The 20023-nt window shown below is 69.3% G+C and carries 16 protein-coding genes; 11 read left to right on the top strand and 5 right to left on the bottom strand.

Annotation, left to right across the window (positions count from 1 at the left end):
* The first annotated feature begins 31 nt into the window (after positions 1-31).
* The gene (locus ACEXOX_RS00665) at positions 32-1060 is read left to right on the top strand and encodes a S66 peptidase family protein (RefSeq protein WP_406518458.1); all 1029 of its coding nucleotides are present in this window, start codon (positions 32-34) and stop codon (positions 1058-1060) included.
* Between the two features lie 154 nt (positions 1061-1214).
* Here the strand turns inward: ACEXOX_RS00665 and ACEXOX_RS00660 are convergent, their stop codons facing one another.
* Positions 1215-2000, bottom strand: coding sequence for an ArsR/SmtB family transcription factor (locus tag ACEXOX_RS00660; protein ID WP_406526177.1), 786 nt, complete (start codon positions 1998-2000; stop codon positions 1215-1217).
* A 257-nt stretch (positions 2001-2257) separates the two neighbouring features.
* Here ACEXOX_RS00660 and ACEXOX_RS00655 point away from each other — a divergent pair, with 257 nt between their 5' ends.
* Entirely contained in the window at positions 2258-3007 is a 750-nt protein-coding gene (locus tag ACEXOX_RS00655) for an SDR family oxidoreductase (protein ID WP_406518457.1), read from the top strand.
* Positions 3008-3204: 197 nt separating this feature from the next.
* Complete coding sequence (locus ACEXOX_RS00650) at positions 3205-4080, top strand: LysR substrate-binding domain-containing protein (protein WP_406518456.1); 876 nt, start codon at positions 3205-3207, stop codon at positions 4078-4080.
* 50 nt (positions 4081-4130) lie between these two features.
* On the opposite strand, the gene ACEXOX_RS00645 is transcribed toward ACEXOX_RS00650, so the two are convergent.
* Complete coding sequence (locus tag ACEXOX_RS00645) at positions 4131-5417, bottom strand: low temperature requirement protein A (RefSeq protein ID WP_406518455.1); 1287 nt, start codon at positions 5415-5417, stop codon at positions 4131-4133.
* A 547-nt stretch (positions 5418-5964) separates the two neighbouring features.
* On the opposite strand from ACEXOX_RS00645, the gene rph reads away from it, so the two are divergent.
* The 7 genes from rph (at position 5965) to ACEXOX_RS00610 (ending at position 12576) form a co-directional block, all read left to right on the top strand.
* Complete coding sequence (gene rph, locus ACEXOX_RS00640) at positions 5965-8592, top strand: rifamycin-inactivating phosphotransferase (protein WP_406518454.1); 2628 nt, start codon at positions 5965-5967, stop codon at positions 8590-8592.
* A gap of 115 nt (positions 8593-8707) precedes the next feature.
* Positions 8708-8968, top strand: coding sequence for a YlcI/YnfO family protein (locus ACEXOX_RS00635; protein ID WP_406518453.1), 261 nt, complete (start codon positions 8708-8710; stop codon positions 8966-8968).
* Position 8969: 1 nt separating this feature from the next.
* Entirely contained in the window at positions 8970-9341 is a 372-nt protein-coding gene (locus tag ACEXOX_RS00630) for a toxin Doc (RefSeq protein ID WP_406518452.1), read from the top strand.
* A gap of 463 nt (positions 9342-9804) precedes the next feature.
* On the top strand, positions 9805-10047 hold the full coding sequence (locus tag ACEXOX_RS00625) for a hypothetical protein (RefSeq protein ID WP_406518451.1): 243 nt from the start codon (positions 9805-9807) through the stop codon (positions 10045-10047).
* On the top strand, positions 10040-11134 hold the full coding sequence (locus ACEXOX_RS00620) for a response regulator (protein WP_406518450.1): 1095 nt from the start codon (positions 10040-10042) through the stop codon (positions 11132-11134). Before ACEXOX_RS00625 ends, ACEXOX_RS00620 begins: the two co-directional genes overlap by 8 nt.
* Before the next feature lie 200 nt (positions 11135-11334).
* Positions 11335-11919 (top strand): SDR family oxidoreductase, encoded by a 585-nt coding sequence (locus ACEXOX_RS00615; protein WP_406518449.1) that lies wholly within the window; start codon positions 11335-11337, stop codon positions 11917-11919.
* A 519-nt stretch (positions 11920-12438) separates the two neighbouring features.
* Positions 12439-12576, top strand: coding sequence for a hypothetical protein (locus ACEXOX_RS00610; RefSeq protein ID WP_406518448.1), 138 nt, complete (start codon positions 12439-12441; stop codon positions 12574-12576).
* A gap of 140 nt (positions 12577-12716) precedes the next feature.
* Here the strand turns inward: ACEXOX_RS00610 and ACEXOX_RS00605 are convergent, their stop codons facing one another.
* Entirely contained in the window at positions 12717-14630 is a 1914-nt protein-coding gene (locus ACEXOX_RS00605; RefSeq protein WP_406518447.1) for a hypothetical protein, read from the bottom strand.
* A gap of 136 nt (positions 14631-14766) precedes the next feature.
* Positions 14767-17667, bottom strand: a complete 2901-nt coding sequence (locus ACEXOX_RS00600; RefSeq protein ID WP_406518446.1) for a BTAD domain-containing putative transcriptional regulator — start codon at positions 17665-17667, stop codon at positions 14767-14769.
* A 463-nt stretch (positions 17668-18130) separates the two neighbouring features.
* Between ACEXOX_RS00600 and ACEXOX_RS00595 the strand changes: the two genes are divergently transcribed.
* The gene (locus ACEXOX_RS00595; RefSeq protein WP_406518444.1) at positions 18131-18742 is read left to right on the top strand and encodes a TetR family transcriptional regulator; all 612 of its coding nucleotides are present in this window, start codon (positions 18131-18133) and stop codon (positions 18740-18742) included.
* Positions 18743-19312: 570 nt separating this feature from the next.
* Here the strand turns inward: ACEXOX_RS00595 and ACEXOX_RS00590 are convergent.
* Entirely contained in the window at positions 19313-20002 is a 690-nt protein-coding gene (locus ACEXOX_RS00590) for a TetR/AcrR family transcriptional regulator (protein ID WP_406526176.1), read from the bottom strand.
* Positions 20003-20023 lie beyond the last annotated feature (21 nt).

Here is a 20023-nt window from a genome sequence, read left to right as displayed (position 1 = left end):
GTGGCCATAGCGTCGTGCCAGAATCCGGCGCATGTCGGTTCGATATCCACGCCCCTTGCGTCCTGGTGACTGCGTCGGCATCACTTCCCCTTCCAGCGGCGTCGCGAAAGAGCTGAGCGCGCGGCTCGACGTCGCCCTTCGCGATGTCGAGGCCCGGGGGTACGAGGTCGTTGTCGGACGCTGCATGGACGGTGCCGGTCATGTCAGTGCCCCCGCGGCCGACCGCGCCGGTGAATTGATGTCGATGCTGACGGAGCCCGGCATCAGAGCGGTGGTGCCGCCCTGGGGCGGGGAGACGGCGATCGACCTGCTGCCTCTGCTGGACTGGGACCGGCTGCGCGATGCCGAGCCGACCTGGCTCGTCGGGTTCTCCGACCTGTCGACCGTCATGACGCCGCTCACCCTCCTCACAGGGACAGCGAGCGTGCACGGCAACAACCTGATGGACACGCCGTACCGGGTGCCCGAGGGGCTCTTGTCGTGGCTCGACATCGTCGCCGCACCGCGGGGGCACCGGTTCACGCAGACCCCACCGCACCGCTACCGGGCCACGGGCTGGGACGACTTCCGTGCCCGACCTGAGGTACGCGAGTACGCACTCGACACACCCGGCAGGTGGACCAGACTGGACGCCGACGGAGCCGTGGAGGCCGAAGGACGCCTGATCGGAGGCTGCATCGAAACACTCTGCAACCTCACGGGAACGGCCTACCTCGACCTTTCCGCCTTCGCGCGGGCCGAGTCCCCGGAAGGGCTCCTCGTCTACATCGAAGCGAGCGACGACGACGCCTTCACCATCTGCCGGAACCTGCACGGGATGCGGCTGGCCGGCTTCTTCGACACGGCGAACGCGATCCTCGTCGGCCGCACCTCGGCACCTGACACGGCCTCACTCACCCAGCATCAGGCCGTCCTTGACGCACTCGGCCCCCTGAACGTCCCGATCATCGCCGATGTGGAGTGCGGGCATGTGCCGCCGTACCTGCCCATCGTGAACGGAGCACACGGCCGAGTCGTGCACACCGCGGCCCGCAGCGAACTGACCCAGACACTGGACTGATCTCCGAGGCAGGTGCGGTGCACTCGCGCACCTGCGACCAGTCCCCGGTGCGGGACATGGCCGACCGACCGGACCGTCCAGTCGATGCCGCACGTGTCCGGCCTGGTCGTCCACGACGGCCGGCGGAAGGCGGCCCGGTCGGCCGAGCGGGCGCTCAGGCCTTTTCGAGGATGGTCTTGAGCTCCGACAGCATCATGACCCAGCCGCCGCTGACGCCTTCCAGCATCTTGGAATCGGCCGAGGTGAAGCCGTCGTGGGTGATGGTCAGCTTCACGCCCATCTCCGGCTCCTCGGCCGGCTCGATGTCGAAGGAGACCTTCGAGCGCTCCTTGACGGCCTCGGCGAACTCCGCGTCGCTCATGCCGAACATCTTCTGGTGCATCGGCTGCAGCGTGTGCCAGGTGTAGGCGAGCCGCTTGCCGGGCTCCGACTCGGTGACGACCTGGCCGAGGTCCTGCGGCTCGCCGCCGCCCTCGACCGGCCACAGCACCTTCGAGCCGACCTTCCAGTCGGAGGAGGGCGCCCAGTCACCGTGGTACTGCTTCAGGAATTCCGGGCTGGTCAGCCCCTCCCAGAGCTTCTCGGCCGTGGTGTGGATGTAGATCGTGTAGACGAACTCGGGCTTGCTCATCGCCGTTCCTTCCAGGGCGTGCTTCAGGTTGCTGAGCGCGGCCATCCGGCCCCGCTCGTACTGGCCGATCCAGCGGTCGGCGAGATCATGGATGGGGACGGGGTTGAGGTAGTGCAGCCTCTCCCGGCCGTGCCGGACCGTCGTGACCAGGCCCGCGCCCTCCAGCACCGCCAGGTGCTTGGACACCGCTTGTCTGGTCATGTCCAGCCCCGCGCACAGCTCGCGCAGGCTCTGCCCGGACCGCTCGTTCAAGCGGTCCAGCAGACGTCTGCGGCTCACGTCCGCGAGCGCCTTGAACACCTCGTCCATGTCATCCAACCCCCTCACCCTCAGATTGGCAACCGTTTGGTTGCATGTCAAGCCGGGAGGCTCGAAAGGGGTGAGGGGGAGGCGGCCGGGGGAGTGGGGTCGGGTTGCGGCGGCAGCCCGGCTGTCACGCGGGGGTATCGACTCTATTTGTGGGGCGACTCGAAACATCTGTTACCCGATGACCGAAATGTCCATCTAGTGTCGTCCATGGAAGGTGATCAAGTCGGTCACCCGGCAGCAACGTGAGGAGCACAGAGATGACCGAGAACACTCTGCGGGACAAGGTCGCGGTCGTCGGCGGGGGCGAGAAGAACCTGGGCGGGCTGACCAGCAGGACCTTCGCGAAATCCGGGGCGAAGGTGGTCGTGCACTACCACAGCTCCCGGGACGAGGCCGAGCGGACGGTGGCGGCGATCCAGGAGGCCGGGGGACAGGCCGTCTCCGCCCAGGGCGACCTGACCAAGGTCGCGGACGTACGGCGGCTCTTCGACGCGGCGGTGGACACCTTCGGCGGCGTCGACATCGCGGTGAACACCACCGGGATGGTGCTGCGCAAGCCGATCCTGGAGACCACCGAGGAAGAGTACGACCGGATGTTCGGCATCAACGCCAAGGCGGCGTACTTCTTCATCCAGGAGGCAGGACGCCGGCTGAACGACCACGGAAAGATCATCAGCCTGGGTACGTCGCTGCTGGCCGCCTTCACGGACGGTTATTCCACGTACGCCGGCGGCAAGGCACCGCTGGAGCACTTCACCCGGGCGGCGGCCAAGGAGTTCGCCGACCGCCACATCTCGGTGAACACCGTGGCGCCCGGTCCGATGGACACGCCGTTCTTCTACCCGCAGGAAACACCGGAGCGGGTGGAGTTCCACAAGTCGCAGGCGATGGGCAACCAGCTCACGCAGATCGAGGACATCGTCCCGGTCATCACGTTCCTGGCCACCGAAGGATGGTGGTTCACCGGCCAGACGATGTTCCCCAACGGCGGCTACACCACCCGCTGACCTCGCGCCCTCCCGGCGGACCGCACCGGCCGCAGTCCGGCACGGGCGGCCCGCCGGCACCGGCGCCCTGGCCGCAGCGCCCGGAGATACTGGATGCCTGCACACCCTGCCGATCCTGAGTGTTGCAGCGGACATGGAATGACGTGTGGGCGGAAGCCGGGCGAGGCGCCGCCACCACCGAGCCCGGGGATGTTGACGTGCGACTGGACCTGAACAAACTGGAACACCTGATCGCCGTCGCCGAGGAAGGCAGCCTCACTCGCGCCGCCGCCCGGCTCCACCTGTCCCAGCAAGCCCTGTCCGCTTCCGTCAGGGTCCTCGAACGCGAAGTCGGCGTGCCCCTGCTGGAGCGCGGCAGCGCCGGCGTCACCGTACTGCCCGCCGGAGCGGCCCTGCTCGAGGACGCCCTCGTACTGAACGGCATGGCCCGCTCCGCCCTGCACCGCGCCCGGCGCATCGGGCGCGGCGAGACCGAGACGCTGCGCATCGGTTACACCCCCGCCGTCACCGGCGACGAACTCGTCACCCTGCTCGCTCCCGTGACCGACGCACACCGCGGCCTCGTCTCCGAGGCCCACCAGCGCTATCCCTCCGAGCTGACCGCCGCGCTCCTTGCGGGGGACCTCGACGTCGGACTGTGCCGTGCCATGGCGCCGGCCCACGGCCTGACCCGCACCACCCTGGGCCACCAGCGCCTGCACATCGCCGTCGCCTCCGATCACCCACTCGCCACCCGAACCACCGTGACCCTCCCCGAACTCGCCGCCGAGCCCTTCATGGTCTGGGGAACCCCTGGCCATTCCGCCTACACCGACCTCCTCATCGGCCACTGCCGCCGGGCCGGTTTCGAACCCCGCATCGAACGTACCGACCGCCAAGGCACACCCCCGGTCACCGCCGTCATCGGCACCGACCACATCGCCTTCGTCACCACGGCGCCGGGGCCCGCCGCAGGCGGCAAGGCGCACATTCTCACCCTCGAACCTCCGGTCCACGCACCTCTCCACGCGCTCTACCTGCCGCGAAGCACCTGCCCCAGCCGTGACACCTTCCTCGCCCACGTGACGCTGTGAGCGCGAACCGGCCTGTCAGAGCTGCGGGCTGACAGTGTCGTCGGATGCCGTCAGTGCTCCTGCGTGTCGAGTCGGTCCAGCATCTGTTGCTGGTGGCGGTGGCCGATCGTCTCGTAGCCGATGACGGTGACGAAGGGGGCGAGCATGACGATGAGCAGGCACACCGCGATCGGGACACCGGCCCAGGACAGCAGCACGGCCCCGAGGAGTACGGCGCACGTGAGAGAAACCAACAGCAGGTGGAATCGGTCCGCCGTGGACAGCAGCAGGGTGTGCAGCAGGTAGACCATCAGCAGGTACAGGCCGACCGGGAGCGCCAGGGACAGGACGACGGCGATGTCGCTGAGCTCGGAGTGGTGTTCCAGTCGCAGTCCGGCCACGTGCAGCCCGGCTCCGGCCCCGGCGATTCCGATGAACAGGGGGATGTGTCCGTAGCCGAAGAGATACCCGCGGCTGCGACGGTGCACGAGGACGTCACCGAAAGGGGTGGCGAAGTACACCCACCACATGCCGAAGGTCAGTCCGACACCGGCGATGACGACGGCGACGGCGTTGCCGCTCCAGTGCGTTCCGTCCGCGCCGCCGAGGAGACCGCCCGACGAGGCCACGGTGCCGACGACACCCTCGCCGAGCACGATGATCGCGAACAGCCCGTACCGCTCCGCGACATGGTGGGGATGCCAGGGGGTGCCACCGGCGCTGCCCTGCGTGAGCACCGGCAGCAGCAGTTCCAGCGCCCCGAGGACGACGAACGCGACGAACGCGACGGCGAGCGGCGGATGCGCGAAGCCCACCACGATCCAGCCGAGCTGGGCGATCACCGTCCAGCGGATGTTGGCCATCCCGACGGACCGGAACGCGGGGGCCTGCCGGGCGGCGCGCCACCACTGCGACACCATCGCGATCCGCATCACGACGTACCCGATGACCATCACCCGCAGTTCGAGGTGCCCGCCCTCCTCGACCGAGTGGAACATGGCCGGCAGGCCGAGCGTGAACACGACCACACCGATCATCTGCACCATGGTCAGGGCCCGGTAGAGCCAGTCGTCGGTGCTGAAGGCGGAGGCGAACCAGCTGAAGCTGATCCAGGCCACGCTGATGGCGACCATCGCCAGCACGAACGCGGTGACCGCCTGCGCCGCGTGCCCTTCGGCGACCATCTCGGCGAAGTGGGACCCCGCGGTGCCGACGGCGACCACGAATGTGAGATCGAACAGGAGCTCCAGCGGCGAGGAGACCCGGCCGTGCTCTTCCGGGTCACGGCCGGCCATCGGGACCAGCCGCCGTGCGGGGGCACGCCGACCACCCTGGCTGGTGTGCTGAGGATCATTCATGCGCAGCATCTTTTCCGACGACGGCGGCTCCCGGGCGCGTGCCGCGCGGCGCGGCGCGTCGGGTTGCCCGTGTTCAGTACCGGCACGGCGTGGCGCCCTCCGGGAAACTGCGGGGCGCCCGACATTCGGACCGTGCCGACAAGGCCGGCGGACGGCAAAAAGACAAAGGCAAGGAGAGCCCTCTCCTTGCCACTCTCAACTTATAGCGCACAGGGGGCTTGCGGCAAGACCCCGGTGGTGGCGCAAAATCTCCGTCCGAGGCCACAACCTGCGGAAATGAGGGGCACGACGTGCGTGTGTTGTCGACGTGTGGGGGACGCGGTGACGTCGAACCAGCGGTGGGACCGGCAGTGCGGTCCCGAGTGCTCGGTGCGGTGCTGCGAGGCGGTGCGCCGCTTGGCGGGGCGGAGCGGTCGGCCGACTCGTCAGCGGGCGGGCAGTCGGGTACGAGGACGTGCCTGACCAGGGGTTCGACAGGGCCGGAGGCGCCGGTGAGGCGATCGGCCGGTGCGGTGCGACGGAACACGACTGCCTCGGAGGCAACGCGATGATCGAGCAGTATGTGCAGGACCTTCAGGAGATCGACGCGACGCAGGTCTCAGCCGTCGGCGGCAAGGCCGCACACCTGGGCGCGCTGTCGCGGATCGAAGGCGTCAGGGTGCCGGCGGGCTTCTGTGTGACGACGGACGCTTTCCAGCGGACCATCGCGGAAGCCCCGGCTCTCGATGACCAGCTCGATCAGCTGTCGCGCGTGGACCCGGACGACCGGGAGGCGATCCGTACGCTCAGCGCGGAGATCCGCCGGACCATCGAAGAGATCGCCGTCCCGGGCGACATCGCGGCGGCGGTCACCCGCGCGCTCGCCCGGCTCGGCGAGCAGGCCGCCTGCGCCGTCCGGTCCAGCGCGACGGCGGAGGACCTGCCGACGGCCTCCTTCGCGGGCCAGCAGGACACGTACCTGAACGTGGTGGGGCCGGCGGCGGTCCTCCGGCACGTCAGCCGGTGCTGGGCCTCACTGTTCACCGAGCGGGCCGTCACCTACCGCCGGCGCAACGGCATCGACCACCGTACGGTCCGCATGGCTGTCGTCGTGCAGCAGATGGTCTTCCCGCACGCGGCCGGCATCCTGTTCACGGCCGACCCCGTCACCGGCAACCGGAAGGTTTCCACCGTGGACGCCGGCTTCGGCCTCGGTGAGGCGCTGGTCTCCGGCCTGGTCAACCCGGACGTCTTCAAGGTGCGGGACGGCGAAGTCGTCGCCAAGGAGATCGCCGTCAAGGAGCGTGCCATTCAAGCCGTGGCGGCCGGCGGCACGCGGGAAGTGACGGTCGAGGCCCAGCGGCAGGAACAGCCCGCGCTGACGGACGCGCAGGTCGTGCGGCTCGTTCAGCTCGGGCGGCGGATCGAGGCGCACTTCGGCCGCCCGCAGGACATCGAATGGTGCCTGGCCGACGACGGCTTCCGGATCGTTCAGAGCCGGCCCGTCACGACGCTGTTCCCCACCCCCGAGAGGGGTGACCAGGAGAACCACGTCTACGTCTCCGTCGGTCACCAGCAGATGATGACCGACCCCATGAAGCCCCTGGGGCTCTCCGTGTGGCAGCTGACAGCCATGGCGGAGATGCACGCGGCCGGCGGGAGGCTGTTCGTCGATGTCACCCAGCGACTGGCCTCGCCCGCGAGCCGTGCCGGTCTCCTGGGCCTCATCGGCAAGGGCGATCCGCTGACCAGGGATGCCTTGGAGACCGTCCTCGACCGCGAGGATTTCGTCCCGTCGCTCCCGGACGCGAACCCCGGCAAGCCGCCGGCCGGCGGTGCGCCCGCCCCGATCGAAACCGATCCGGCCGTCGTCACCGAGCTGATCGAGCGCAGCCAGGCATCCGTCGCCGCCCTGGAACGCGACATCCGTACGAAGACCGGGCCGGCGCTCTTCGACTTCCTGCTGGAGGCTTTCGAGGAGCACAAGCGGGTTCTGAGTGACCCCGTGAGCATGCAGGCGATCATGGCGGGGATGGAGGCCACGTGGTGGCTCAACGACAAGCTGCTGGAGTGGCTGGGCGAGAAGAACGTGGCGGACACCCTCACGCTGTCCGCCCCCGACAACATCACGTCGGAGATGGGGCTGGCGCTGCTCGACGTCGCGGACGTGATCCGCCCGTATCCGGAGGTGGTGACGTTCCTGCAAGGGGTGCAGGAGGAGAGTTCGCGGGAGGAGGACACCCGGCCCGAAGGGTTTCTCGACGAGCTGGCGAAGCTCGCGGGCGGGACCGAAGCCCGCGATGCCATCGAGGCCTATCTCGACCGGTACGGCATGCGCTGCGTCGGGGAAATCGACATCACGAGGCCGCGTTGGCGCGAGCGCCCCGCCACACTCGTTCCGGTGATCCTCGACCACGTCAGGAACTTCGAGCCGGGCGCCGCCGAGCGGCGCTTCGAGGAAGGCCGCCGGAAGGCGCTGAAGAAGGAACAGGACGTCCTGTCCCGCTTGCGGGCCCTGCCGGACGGCGACCGGAAAGCCGACGAGGCCAAGCGGATGATCGACCGGGTCCGCACCTTCATCGGGTACCGGGAGTACCCGAAGTACGGCATCATCAGCCGCTACTTCGTCTACAGGCAGGCCCTGCTGGCGGAGGCGGAGCGCCTGGTGCAGGCCGAGGTGCTGCCCGAGCGGGAGGACGTCTTCTACCTCACGTTCCAGGAGTTCCACGATGTCGTGCGCTCGAACCGGGCGGACGGCCGGCTCATCCAGCAGCGCAAGGAAGCGTTCCGGTCGTACCGCGCGCTCACTCCGCCCCGGGTGCTCACATCGGACGGTGAGGCCGTCAACGGGGCGTACCGGCGCGACGATGTGCCGGCCGGCGCCCTGACCGGCCTCCCGGTCTCCGCCGGGACCATCGAGGGGAGGGCCCGTGTCGTCCTGGACATGACGGACGCCGATCTCGAAGCGGGCGACATCCTGGTCACGGCCTTCACGGACCCCAGCTGGTCGCCGCTGTTCGTCGGCATCGCGGGCCTGGTGACGGAGGTGGGCGGCCTGATGACCCATGGCGCGGTGATCGCCCGGGAGTACGGCCTGCCGGCCGTCGTGGGTGTGGAACAGGCCACCCGGCTGATCCGGGACGGGCAGCGGATCCGTGTGCACGGGACCGACGGGTACGTCGAGATCCTGCCGTAACGCCCACCGACCGCACCGCGCGCGGACGCCCCGTACGGGGCGTCCGCGCGCGACGGCGCCAAGCCGGTCTGCTGGTTCCGCTCCTTTGCTGTACGCCCTGCTGTACGGTCGGGGCATGTCGTCGAAGCCAGTGACCATCCGGGTCCCCGAAGAGCTGCACGCCCAGCTGCAGGAGCGGGCCGAGGCCGAGGGCACCACGGTGACCGCGCTGATCACCGAGGCCGCGCGCAACGCGGTCCGCGACCCCCGCCTCGAAAGCGCCGCGGACCTCTTCCGGCAGTTCGTCGCCCAGAATGCCGACGCCTTCGACGCGGCCTTCCCCGACGACGCCCCGGCCGGCCCGGACGCTGCGGATTCTCCGGGCCGGGCGGCCTGAGGTGGAGCTCCACATCGACCTCCGCTGGCTGCTCGAACGCCAGGCGGAGGTGTTGCCCAAGCACCCCTCGGTCCACGACTTCTCCAGCCTCGTGGCGGCGGTCGCCCGCCATCGCGTCAACACTCCGCAGGTCGGAGTCGCCGTCGACAACGCCTGGCGCGCGGCCGCCCTCATGCACACCATCATCCAGCTGCGTCCTCTCCCGGCCCGCAACGCCCTGTACGGCGCCGCCGTCGCCGTGTCGTACATGGACGCCGCGGGGGAGGGCATCGACCCGCCGTACGGCGCGCTGATCGACCTCGCCCGTGACCTCCACGCCGGTCACACCGACGGCTACGACGCGGCCGACCGCATCCGTTCCTGGCGGATCTGACCGGCGGCTCGCCCGGTGGCGTCGGACACCGCCGGCGCCGAGCAAGCCGCCTGCCTCGCCGCCCACGAGGCAGGACAACGCACCACCCCACACCTGATTCGTCATGCCCGATGCGCAGATCCCAGTCCGCGCCGGAGTCCGCGCCGGAACCAGCGCGGCAGGACCGGACTGCCCGTGGAGGCGGGCGTTCCGGTTTGCGCGGCGCCGACGGCCCCCGGAGCGCTGCTGCACCCTCGACCACCGCGTTGCCGCAACACCCACCAGCGCGACAGGCATGACCTGCGCTTCGGAGTGTTGCGGACTGCCGGACGGAGGCGGCAACAGCTACGGAACGTTGCCGGTTCCTCGATTACCCGGCGCAACGGATTCGCCTGGCGCCATTGTGTGGCTCGTCGCACAGCGGGCCCATCCGGGGCGCGCTGTCCCAGCCGGTGTCCGGCAGGGGTGAAGAAGGGCAGGATCGATGGATCGTTCGCTTGTGTCGGTGAGGGCGGCGCTGGTTCTGTTGCTGGCGGCGCTGGCCGGTGTGTGCGTCGGCCTGCTGTCGGTGTTGGCCGGTGACGGAGCGGCGGGCGGTGTGCTCGCCGGGCTCGCCGCCGCGGGCGGGGCGGTACCGGTGTTCAACCAGGTGATCGCCCCGGACACGGCCCGCGGCAGGTCGGCCGTGCGCGAGGTGCGGGCGAAGGGCGGGAGTGCCCGTGGGTGAGCTGCGTCCTCTCGCCGAGGGGCTGACACCGGAGTCGCGTGCGCTGGCCATGGCGTTGCGAGAGCTGTTCGAGAGCATGGGTGTCTCGGTCCGCCGCTATGCGGCCCGCCGCGTACGCGATGCCGGTACGTTCTCCCGTTACCTCAACGGTACCCGCGTCCCGCCGTGGGAGGCGGTGATGGACCTGTTCACCGACGTCGCCGAACACCGTGGCATGGCGGCCACCCCGGAAGCCATCGAACTGGTGCGCCGCCTGCACCGGACGGCCGTCGAGACCAGCGCCTCACCCCGCCACGCGATGGAGGTACTGGAGCAGCAGCTCGCCGAGGCCGACCGCGTCTCCCGCCGCTCCACCGCCCGCGGCGACGCCCTGGACGACGCGCTGCTGGACCGTAAACACCGTATCGCCGACCTGGAGGTACGCCTGCACCAGTTGGAAGCGGAGTGGAGCGCGGAACGGGAACGGGCCGAACGCCTGGCCGCGGCCAGCCCCGACGTCACCGACCTGCTGCGTGAACGTGATCAGCTGCAGGACGAGGTCACCCGCCTGTCCGCGCAGCTCGGCGAGGCGCAGCAACGGCGGGACGAAGCCGAACAGCGCTGCACCCTGCTGGAACGGCAGCTGGAGGCGGTCGAACAGGTCCAGGCGGTCGCCGCGATGACCCCCGCGGCCCCGCAGACGATGCCCAAGGTCCTCGTCGTCGACGACCAGCCGGACAACCTGCTGGCCATGACCGCCGTCCTGTCCACCCTCGACCAGGAACTGGTCGTCGCCTCCTCCGGCCGCGAGGCGCTCAAGGCACTCCTGGACCAGGACGACTTCGCCGTGATCATCATGGACGTCCAGATGCCTGACATGGACGGTTACGAGACCGCCGCCCACATCAAACGACGCCCCCGTACCCGCGACGTGCCCATCATCTTCCTCACCGCCATGGGCACCGACCCCGAACACTCCGCACGCGGCTATGCCGCCGGCGCCGTCGACTACATCGGCAAGCCCTTCGATCCCTGGGTCCTGCGAGCCAAGGTCGCGGTCTTCACCGGCATCTACCTCGAACAGCGGCGCCTCGCCGGAGCGCAATGACCACCGGAGGCGGTGACGCGTCAGGGCGCGCTCACCGCCCGCGGTGAGATTACATCCCGGCCCGCTCCGATACAGATGCTGTGGGGGCCTCTCGGACAAGTCTCAGTTGTCTGCCTGCAACAGGGGCTGAGCGGTGGGGTGTTGACTGTAGATGCGAACACACGCATGCATGCACATGCATGGCCTGAAGCGATGGGTCTGTGATCAGGGCATCGGAGGTGGTGCGCTCATCGAATGTCTCGGCCGGAAGCCTCTCGTTCTCGTCGGGACACACGGGCAGGTCGAGCACGGCACCCGGTTGGAACATCACCGTCAATCCCGTCGTGGTCGGCTTCACCCGCACCGACATGACCGCCTGCGTACGGAACGACCCGGCGACCTTGCCGCGCCACTTCAGCCGTACCGCCCTCGGCCGGATCGGCCAGGCCCCGGATACCGTCGACGCGGTTGCCTTCCTGACCTCCGGCGACGCGCGCTGGATCACCGGCGCAGAGATCGATGTCACCGGCGGCGTCAACCTGGAGCGACCCTCGAAGGGGCCTTCCACACACCTGTCAGACATGTGCGATCCGCTGAACACCCCCCGTTCAAGCTCAAAACCGAAGGCAGTCGCGATACGACATGCGCAGAGTGGGATCCCAATGTTGCGGAAGGCGCGTACGGTGACTGGATCACTGTCAGGCACCGACCGAAGGACACCAGGTGACTTCTGCCGTCGAAACATCCGCCCTCCAGCAGGCCATCAACGACCTCGAACGCCAGTTGCCGGAGCTGTCCGCACGTGAAGAGACCTTGCGCAAGGAACTCCGGGAGGCCGAGGAACGCCTGTCAGCAGCGCGGCAGGCCCTCCAGCACCTGCGGGTGCTGACTGGCACCGTCGCGCCCGGACCCGCCGCGACACCGGCGCACGAGAAGCAGCCGGAACGGGAACCGGCCGCCGCGGCGCCCGAGAAGGAGCCGCAGACACAGCCTGAGGCACTTGCTCCGGCCGAGGAAGCTGTCACCGTGCCCCAGCCCCGCACCTCTGCCAAGAAGGCCGCCGGTAAGGCCCCCGGGCCGCTGCTGCCGACAAGAAGCCGGCCACCGACAAGGCCGGCAGGGAAGCGTCGAAGAAGCCGAGGACATCGAAGTCGGCGTCCAAGCCGGCATCCAAGACGGCGTCCAAGGCGACGGCCAAGCCGGCGGCCGAGAAGAAGGCCCCCACCGGTACGCGCGCAACCGCCCCGAAGGCCGAGGAGCCTGCGAAGGAGGCTTCGCCGCTTCTGACCGCGGCACTCGCCGTCCTGCAGAAGCACGGAGCCGCGATGCGCCCGGCCGACATCAACACCGCGCTGGGCCGGGAAGACACCGCCGGGCAGCGCGAATCACTGCGCAACACCCTGGAACGTGCCGTCAAGGCGGGCCAGCTGAAGCGCCCGGGGCGCGGCCAGTACTCGGTCTGAGCAGGCACGGCGGCTCCTGAGCCCTCCTGACCTGACCTCAACCGTGGGTGGAGGCCTTCACCCGGTGGGCCCGGCGAACCCGCCGGGCCCGGAAGACCTGGCGTGAAGGCCTCAGCCCCCAGCCGCCCGGGGGAGCGGGGTCATGGACGGACGGTTTCCACGATCGCGGTCCCGCCCGGTGGTACCCGTACATTCACGCAGGTGTGGACCCTTCCGTGGAGTGTCCGCCGCTGGGTTTCGTACGGCCTGCCATCGGTCCGCACGGCGTGGTGCTCGCCCGGGAACCGGGCCTGCCATACGTACATCTTCGAGGTGCCGTTGGTGAGTTCGGACCTGTGGGTCCCGTCGTGCCGCAGGTCGAAGCAGGCATCACCGACGGGGATCCCGTCGACTCGTACCCAGTCGATGCCACGGGGCAGATGCGAGCGGGTGGCCACCCTGGCGCGCGGAGCGTCCGGGCGAAAGCCCATCAGTCCCGCGACGGTCTGTGCGACGAGGGTGAACGCGACTTCCGGGTAGTCGCCGTTGAGCCCCTGCGCGGCAACGGGGTGGCGGTCGCCGCGGTGGTCGTAGACGTAGCGCATCCACTTCCACGCCTGCCGGTCGCGGTCGTTGGCGAAGAAGGTGTCGGGCAGGTACGTGATGGCCTCGATGTTCACCGGTTTCCCCGCTCCCTCGGCCATCTCGTCGATGTAGTCGAGGTAGGCGTCGTTGCGCGGTCCGGGCAGCAGGAGGCGTTTCATGGGCATGAACCAGCTGTTCTCCCTGCCCCATCCGGACAGCGGGGCACCGGAGAGGGAGTAAGCGCGTGTCATCGCGGCCCCCTGGTTGGCGACCCAGCCGTGGTGGAAGTACCCGCGCAGTGCCGCGGCCCGGCCGGCATACCGGGCCGCCTGCTCCTCCTCGCCCCGGGCCGACGCGAGGGCCGATGCGGCCAGGTAAGCCCGGTACTGGGACGCGAACGCGTCACCAGCTTCAACCAATTGCTCGCCGCTGTTCTCGTTGTAGCTGGCCGATCCCTGGAAGATGCCTTGCCCCGTGCCCTCTGCGACGCCGTTGGGCTTGAGCCGGTCGTGCTCCTTGACGAATTCCGTGGTGGCATGACGGCAGAAGTCCCACATGCTGTCCTGGACGTAGAAGGCGTCGCCGCTCCACCGGTGGGCCTGTTCCGCCTTCTCCACCAGCTCGAAGGGCGCGGGCACCTCGCGCACGAACGAGTCGACGCCGCGGTAGTCGATGCTCAGATAGGTCCGGGCGTCGAAGTTGAACGACCACACCGGGTAGTACGCGTGTGCGGCGACTGCCGAGGCGGCGAACGAGCCCAGCATGGTCTTGTTCTCTTCGTGCAGACCCAGGACCTGGGCCCCGACGACCTGATGAGCGGTATCCCGCGCGTAGTAGCCGCTCCGGTGCGCGTAGCCGGCCCAGTACGAGGGGGCATAGACTGCGGTGCCGGTCCCACTGGGCTGCCTCTCGTCCACGTTGAGGGGCCCGACGGTACCGGCCAGATGGACCCAGCTGCCGGCCTTGCGCTTGGCCCACTCGAACATCTCCGCCGGCACGGCATCCGAGGAAGTGACCCGTGGGTCGGCCGGGGACGCTGGGGACAGCATGACGTCGTCAACGTTGATCCAGGCGTCGCCGGAAGTGAACACGATCTCCATCCGGTCCCCTTTTCGCAGGGTGACCCGTGAGACGGTGTGGCGGGAGTAGAAGGAGTGGTCCGCGACGGTGGTCTCGCCGACAGGCGCGCCGTTGACCCGTACGAGAAACGCGCCGTGCGGCCCGCCCGCGGCGATCCACGCGGACACGTCGTACGTGCCTTCCCCGGTCGCGGTCACCACCTGCTTCACCTGGCGTCCTCGTCCGGCGTCCAGGTAGGCGTGGAAGCGTCCGGTATGCGGACTGCCGGTGGCGACACCGGTGTTGTCATCCCAGGCCCATCCCTCCCTGCCCTGTTCGAACCCGGGGTTGACCACCGTCAAGAGCGACGGGCCGACGTAGGAGGCGTTGGGTAATGACACGAGCGCACCGTCCTTTCGTTCGATGGGCACGGCTCGGCTGTGCCCCTTGCACCGTGCGGCAGCCCCGCGCGAGCCACCACACCAGGGTCGAGGCGGCACGAGGTACGCACAAGACGCTGGAGCCACGGGCCCGTACCGAGGTCCAGCCCGGCGCAGACAGATGTGCTCATCCAGCGAGCAGCGCCCGTACGTCGGAGGCTTCAGGGGAGCCCAACTCTTCGTATATCGCCAAAGCCTCCTGCCAGCAGACACGGGCACGGTCATGGTGCCTGGTGCTCTGCAGCGTGCGCCCCAAAGTACTGAGAGCGTTGGCCCGGACCCAGCGGTTGCCGGTGCCGTGTGCGGTGGCGAGGGCCTGTTCCACGAGGGTCGCGGCCCGTGTCGGCCTCCCTGCGGCGAGGTGCACCTCCGCCATCCGCCAGAAGGTCATTGCCTCCCAAACGCGATGCCGGTGGCCCTGGTAGATGGGCAATGCTTGGGCCAGTTGCTCCAGAGCGTCGTCTGCGCGGCCGGCCTGCGCCAGCGCCAGTGCGAGGCTGTAGTGGCCGTTGGCCAGCCGCAGTGTCGCGCCGATGGCGCGGAGAGCGACCAGGCACTGCTCGGCCAGGCTCACCGCCTCGGCGACGCGTCCGGTGTCCAGACAGAGACGGGACAGGTTGCCGAGCGCGTTCGCGCTTCCGTTCCGGTTGCCGTACCGACGGAAGGCTTCGAGAGCCTGGAGCAGGTAGTGCTCTGCCTCGCCGTAGTGGCGCTGCACGCTCGCGAGGATGCCGCTCTCGTTGAGGGCATGCGCCGTAAGCACCGGGTCTGAGCAACGCAACTGGTATCTCCTGGCGGCCTGGGCTGCGTGTTCTGCCTCCGCCAACCGACCGGCCATGAGGTGGAGGTGCACCATGGGACAGAACAGGCGGCCCAAGGCCTGGGCATCATCGGCCCGCTCGGCTGCGACCAGAAGGCGGGCGTTCACCTGGGCGTACTGCTGGGCGTCCGAACCGGATTCGACCAGGTCTTTGGCGACGAGCATGAGATCGACGGCGTGGCGCAGTGCCGGGCCGTGGGCCGAAGCGCCGGCGCACGCCAACAGGGCCTTGGCTTCGGTGAACAGCCACTGCAGTGCGGGCTCAGGGCGGTCGAAACTCAACCCGGGCCACCGGGTGGGCTGAAGGTGGTCCAGTGTGGTGTCTCCGGGCCGTTGGATCGCGTGAACATGGGCAGTCGTCGCCAGGTAGAAGTCCAGCAGCCGAGACCGCGCCGCGTCCTGCTGCTGTGGAGTCTCGTCGCGTTCGGCGCAGGTGCGCGCGTACAGGCGCACAAGGTCGTGGTACTGGTAGCGGTCCGGCGCGGGCGACTGCAACAAGGAAGCATCCACCAGGGACTCCAGCAGTTCCCTGCTGTCTGCCGTGTTCGCGCCGAGCACGGCCGCGGCGGCGTCGAGACAGATGCCCGGCCCTTCGGGAAGACCCAGCAGACGAAACGCGCGGGCCTGCGAGGCGGAGAGTTGCCGGTAGCTCAGTTCGAAAGTGGCTGTGACGGCGACCTCGCCCGACCGTAATTCACGTAACCGGTGTCGTTCGTCGGCGAGCTTGCGGGCCAGGTCGGTGACGGTCCAGTCACGGCGGGCGGCCAGCCGGGAGGCGGCGACGCGGATGGCCAGAGGCAGAAACCCGCAGGCCGCCACCACGTCCGCGGCCGCCTCGTCGGTCACGCCCGTGATACGCGTGAAGAGGGCCAGGGCGTCCTGCGGAGGCATGACGTCCAGGTCGACCAGACGGGCGCCGGCCAGGCCGGTCATTCGGCTGCGGCTGGTGACCAGGGCGGCACAGCCCGGCATGCCCGGGAGGAGCGGTCTGACTTGCGCGGCGTCGCAGGCGTTGTCCAGCAGGATCAGCATGCGACGGCCGGCGAGCGCGGAACGGTAGAGGGCGGCACGTTCCGTCACCCCACAAGGCAGGGAAGAGTCGGGGACACCCAGCGCCCGCAGGAACGCGCCGAGGACGGCCTCGGGCTCGGACGGACTGGGCCCTGCTCCCTGCAAGTCCACGTACAACTGACCGTCAGGGAAGCGCGATTGAACGCCGTGCGCGACGTGTACGGCGACAGTGGTCTTGCCGACCCCTCCGGCACCCGACACCGCAGACACCACCACCGCCTGTCCTCCGGCTGCGGCAAGATGACCGCGCAATTCCTCGGCGACATCCCCGCGCCCCGTGATGTCAGACAGGTCGGCAGGCAGTTGCTCCGGTCTGACCTGGGCACCCGCACCGGGCATCTCCCGCCGACGGCCCGGCGGCGCGGCCAGGCCCGGGTCCGCCCGGAGGATGCGCTGATGCAACTCGGTGAGTTCACGGCTGGGGTCCGTGCCGAGCTCCTCCGCCAGCAGTCGGCGGGTGTCGGCGTACACGGCCAGGGCCTCGGCCTGCCGATTGCTGCGGAAGAGCGCCAGCATCAGCAGTTCCCGCAGCCGTTCGCGCCACGGATATGTCGCCGTCAGTGCGGTCAGCTCCACGACCACCTGCGCATGCCGGCCGGTCGCCAGGTCCAGGTCGAGGCGGCTTTCCAGCAGGGCGAGTCGGCGCTCTTCGATGCGGGCGCGCTGCGCCGCGCAGTACGGGCCGGGCACGTCGGCCAGTGTCTCGCCGGCCCACAGGCCCAATGCCTGCACCAACAGCTCGTGGGCGCGGTCGGTTCGGCCGCGACGGCGAGCTGCTTCAGCTTCGCCTGCCAGGAGTTCGGCGGCGCCCAGATCGATGCTCTCTTCATCGACGTTCAGCGCGTATCCACCAGAATCGCTGACCATGATGCCCGCGTCCGGGCCTAGCACCTTGCGCAGCCGGGAGGCATACGTCCTGAGCGCGGCCACCGCGGTCGCCGGCGGATCGTCGCCCCACACCGCGTCGATCAGTTCGGTCACCGATGCGACGCGCCCGCCCCGAAGCAGCAACACGGCGAGCAGCGCCCGCTGCTGCGGGGAACCAGCATCCAGTCGCTCTCCGTCCCGCCACACCGCGACCGGCCCGAGCACCGTGAACCGAAGTGCACATGGTCCGCCCTCGACATCAACGACCATGACAACCCTGCCCCCCCGACGACGCTACCCCCACCATTCAGCCTCCCTTGCCTGGCGGGCGCACGCGGCACAGGCCACCCATGTCCTGAACTCGCTGCAAGGTCGACGAAGAAGCGCCATCTGTACGAAACGTTTATGGCTCCCATAACGCCGATAACTCCGAAAATGCCTTGCGGCGAACCACAGTAGAGGTCAGGGAGCATGCGCCCTACGCACTCCGGCGCGTATGAAGGACCCGCGCGGAGGGCCCGCAACGTGTCATCCCTCGCCCCGTACGCGTTCACAAAAGGCTTGATTGCGGAACCGAACTGGCGCAACCCCCTCGGCGCAACGGCATGGGTGGGCCACCGGCTAGGCTCGTACTGACGCATGACGGCGGGTACGGGCACGGACCCGCACCTCCCCGCCCCCGAGTGCTCCACTGTTCAACTAAAGTGAAGTGTTCACTACGACGGGGGACATCATGCAGGACCGAGCAGTCACCACACGGCGCACCATCCTGACCACAGCTGCCGAGGTAATCATCGAGCGCGGCTACGGCGGAGCGTCCATCTCGCAGATCACCGCTCGGGCAGGCGTCGCCGTGGGAGCGGTGTACTTCCACTTCCGGAGCAAGGAAGGCATCGCCCACGCGCTGCTCGGCCTCGACCTCCTGGAGGGGCTGCCCCCACGCCGCGGCCCGGCCCTGCGGTACTGGAGCGACCTCGCGCTACTGCTGGCTCACCGTCTCGACTCCGACCCGAAGGTCCGGGCCGCACCGTATCTGGCCGCACTCGCCGACAACCACGACGGCTGGACCTCACCGTGGGCTGCCTGGCGAGCCACGGTCGCGCGGCCGCTGCACGCCGCCGCGCGGGAAGGCGAGCTTCAGGCACATGTACAGCCCGACGCCGTCGCCGAGCTGCTGATCAGCGCGTGGGCCGGAATGGCCGGCCACCGTACTCCCGGCACCGCGCAGGCACAGATGCGTACGTTCCTCGACTGCTGCCTGCCCGGCATTGCCATGCCTGCGGTCGCGACCCGGACGGAACAACGCCTCCAAAACCGCAACAGTGTGCAGCAACGTTTGCTTTGATTGCTGAGCAGTTGCAAGGGGCTGTCTCCGCGTCGCTTGCAGTGGCTGGTGCAGGCGGGCAAGTGCATGCCCGCACAGGAACCGCCCAGCTTCGGCCGAAGCTACCGCGACGCCTGCGCCCGCGGATCGGCAGCGACACCACCGCCAAGAGGTCGTTCAAGACGCGGGAGTGCGGCTCCGTTAAGACTGACGAGGTCCATCATTTCGGCTACGTCTACCGCAACGCGGTCCGGCGGGATGTTCCAAGTTCCACGACAACGAGTCGAGGAAAGCCGCCTCCTGGGCCGCCTTGTTCGCCGTGGGCGTCGGCCTGCTCCACGTCCTCCTCAGCCTGTTCATCAACGACGACGATCTGGTGCATGAACGGCCCATCGGCTTCTCCCGCGAATACCTGAGCACGCTCCAGAACGGCGGCTGGCACACCCCCACCTCGAAGACCACCTGGCCTGACGGGCCTTCGCGACCCGCCGTGGTCGGCGCCGTACCAAGCGGCCGCGGCCTTGTGGGCGGTCCGGCCTGGGCCCTGCCCCGTGGGAGATGGGCTGGCGTCGGCCCTCGTCGAAGTGCGACTTACGAGGGAAGGGCGGGCGCGATGAGGCCGGTGAGTACCCGGCGCATCGTCCGTTCGAACAAGACCTGCGGGGCCTGTGCCAGGCCCGTTTCGGAGGGTGCAGCCAGGGCTGCCGCGACATACGGATGTCTTCCCTGGGCGACTGCTTCGCTCAGGTAGGCGGTCTGCGCTGCCTGCCGGGCGGCGGGCCCGCGGCTCAGCTGGAGTTCTGCCCGGGCGAACTGGGCGACAAGGGCGTTCATCAGGCCGACGATCTCCATTTTGGACCGCCCCGGCAGTGTCACGGGCGACATCGCCCGCAGCGCGTATTCCAGGTAGTCCAGGCCCCGGGGGCCCAGCCGGAGAGGTTCCGGCGGTACGTCGGGCAGCCAGGGGTGCCGCAGATGGACCGCCTTGGTCCGGGACGCGAGGGCCGCCAGGTCCTCGACGGGATCGCCGCCGAGCGGGACATCGAGGTCGACCTCTCCCGTCACCGCGTCCGTCATCAGGTCCAGCAGGTCATCGCGGCTGGAAATGTAGCGGTAGAGGGACGCCTGGCCGGTGCCCAGCGTCCTGGCCACCTGGCGTGTGGACACAGCTGCCAACCCGCCCTGGTCCGCCAGACCGATGGCGGCAGCGGTCAGATCCGCACGGCTGTGCACGGCCGCGGGGCCGCGGGTGCCGCGTTCGGGCCGCGCCCAGACCGTCATGTGTTCCTCCGCCAAGTCGGG

Source organism: Streptomyces sp. Ac-502, from assembly GCF_045222935.1.
GTDB lineage: Bacteria > Actinomycetota > Actinomycetes > Streptomycetales > Streptomycetaceae > Streptomyces > Streptomyces monomycini.
This window is presented reverse-complemented; position numbering and strand designations above follow the sequence as displayed.

Excerpts from the sequence above, each read along its gene's own strand:
- ACEXOX_RS00665 (WP_406518458.1), top strand. The coding sequence starts at position 32 with ATGTCGGTTCGATATCCACGCCCCTTGCGTCCTGGTGACTGCGTCGGC.
- ACEXOX_RS00660 (WP_406526177.1), bottom strand. The coding sequence starts at position 2,000 with ATGGACGAGGTGTTCAAGGCGCTCGCGGACGTGAGCCGCAGACGTCTG.
- ACEXOX_RS00655 (WP_406518457.1), top strand. The coding sequence starts at position 2,258 with ATGACCGAGAACACTCTGCGGGACAAGGTCGCGGTCGTCGGCGGGGGC.
- ACEXOX_RS00645 (WP_406518455.1), bottom strand. The coding sequence starts at position 5,417 with ATGAATGATCCTCAGCACACCAGCCAGGGTGGTCGGCGTGCCCCCGCA.
- rph (WP_406518454.1), top strand. The coding sequence starts at position 5,965 with ATGATCGAGCAGTATGTGCAGGACCTTCAGGAGATCGACGCGACGCAG.
- ACEXOX_RS00635 (WP_406518453.1), top strand. The coding sequence starts at position 8,708 with ATGTCGTCGAAGCCAGTGACCATCCGGGTCCCCGAAGAGCTGCACGCC.
- ACEXOX_RS00625 (WP_406518451.1), top strand. The coding sequence starts at position 9,805 with ATGGATCGTTCGCTTGTGTCGGTGAGGGCGGCGCTGGTTCTGTTGCTG.
- ACEXOX_RS00610 (WP_406518448.1), top strand. The coding sequence starts at position 12,439 with ATGCGCCCGGCCGACATCAACACCGCGCTGGGCCGGGAAGACACCGCC.
- ACEXOX_RS00600 (WP_406518446.1), bottom strand. The coding sequence starts at position 17,667 with ATGGTCGTTGATGTCGAGGGCGGACCATGTGCACTTCGGTTCACGGTG.
- ACEXOX_RS00595 (WP_406518444.1), top strand. The coding sequence starts at position 18,131 with ATGCAGGACCGAGCAGTCACCACACGGCGCACCATCCTGACCACAGCT.
- ACEXOX_RS00590 (WP_406526176.1), bottom strand. The coding sequence starts at position 20,002 with ATGACGGTCTGGGCGCGGCCCGAACGCGGCACCCGCGGCCCCGCGGCC.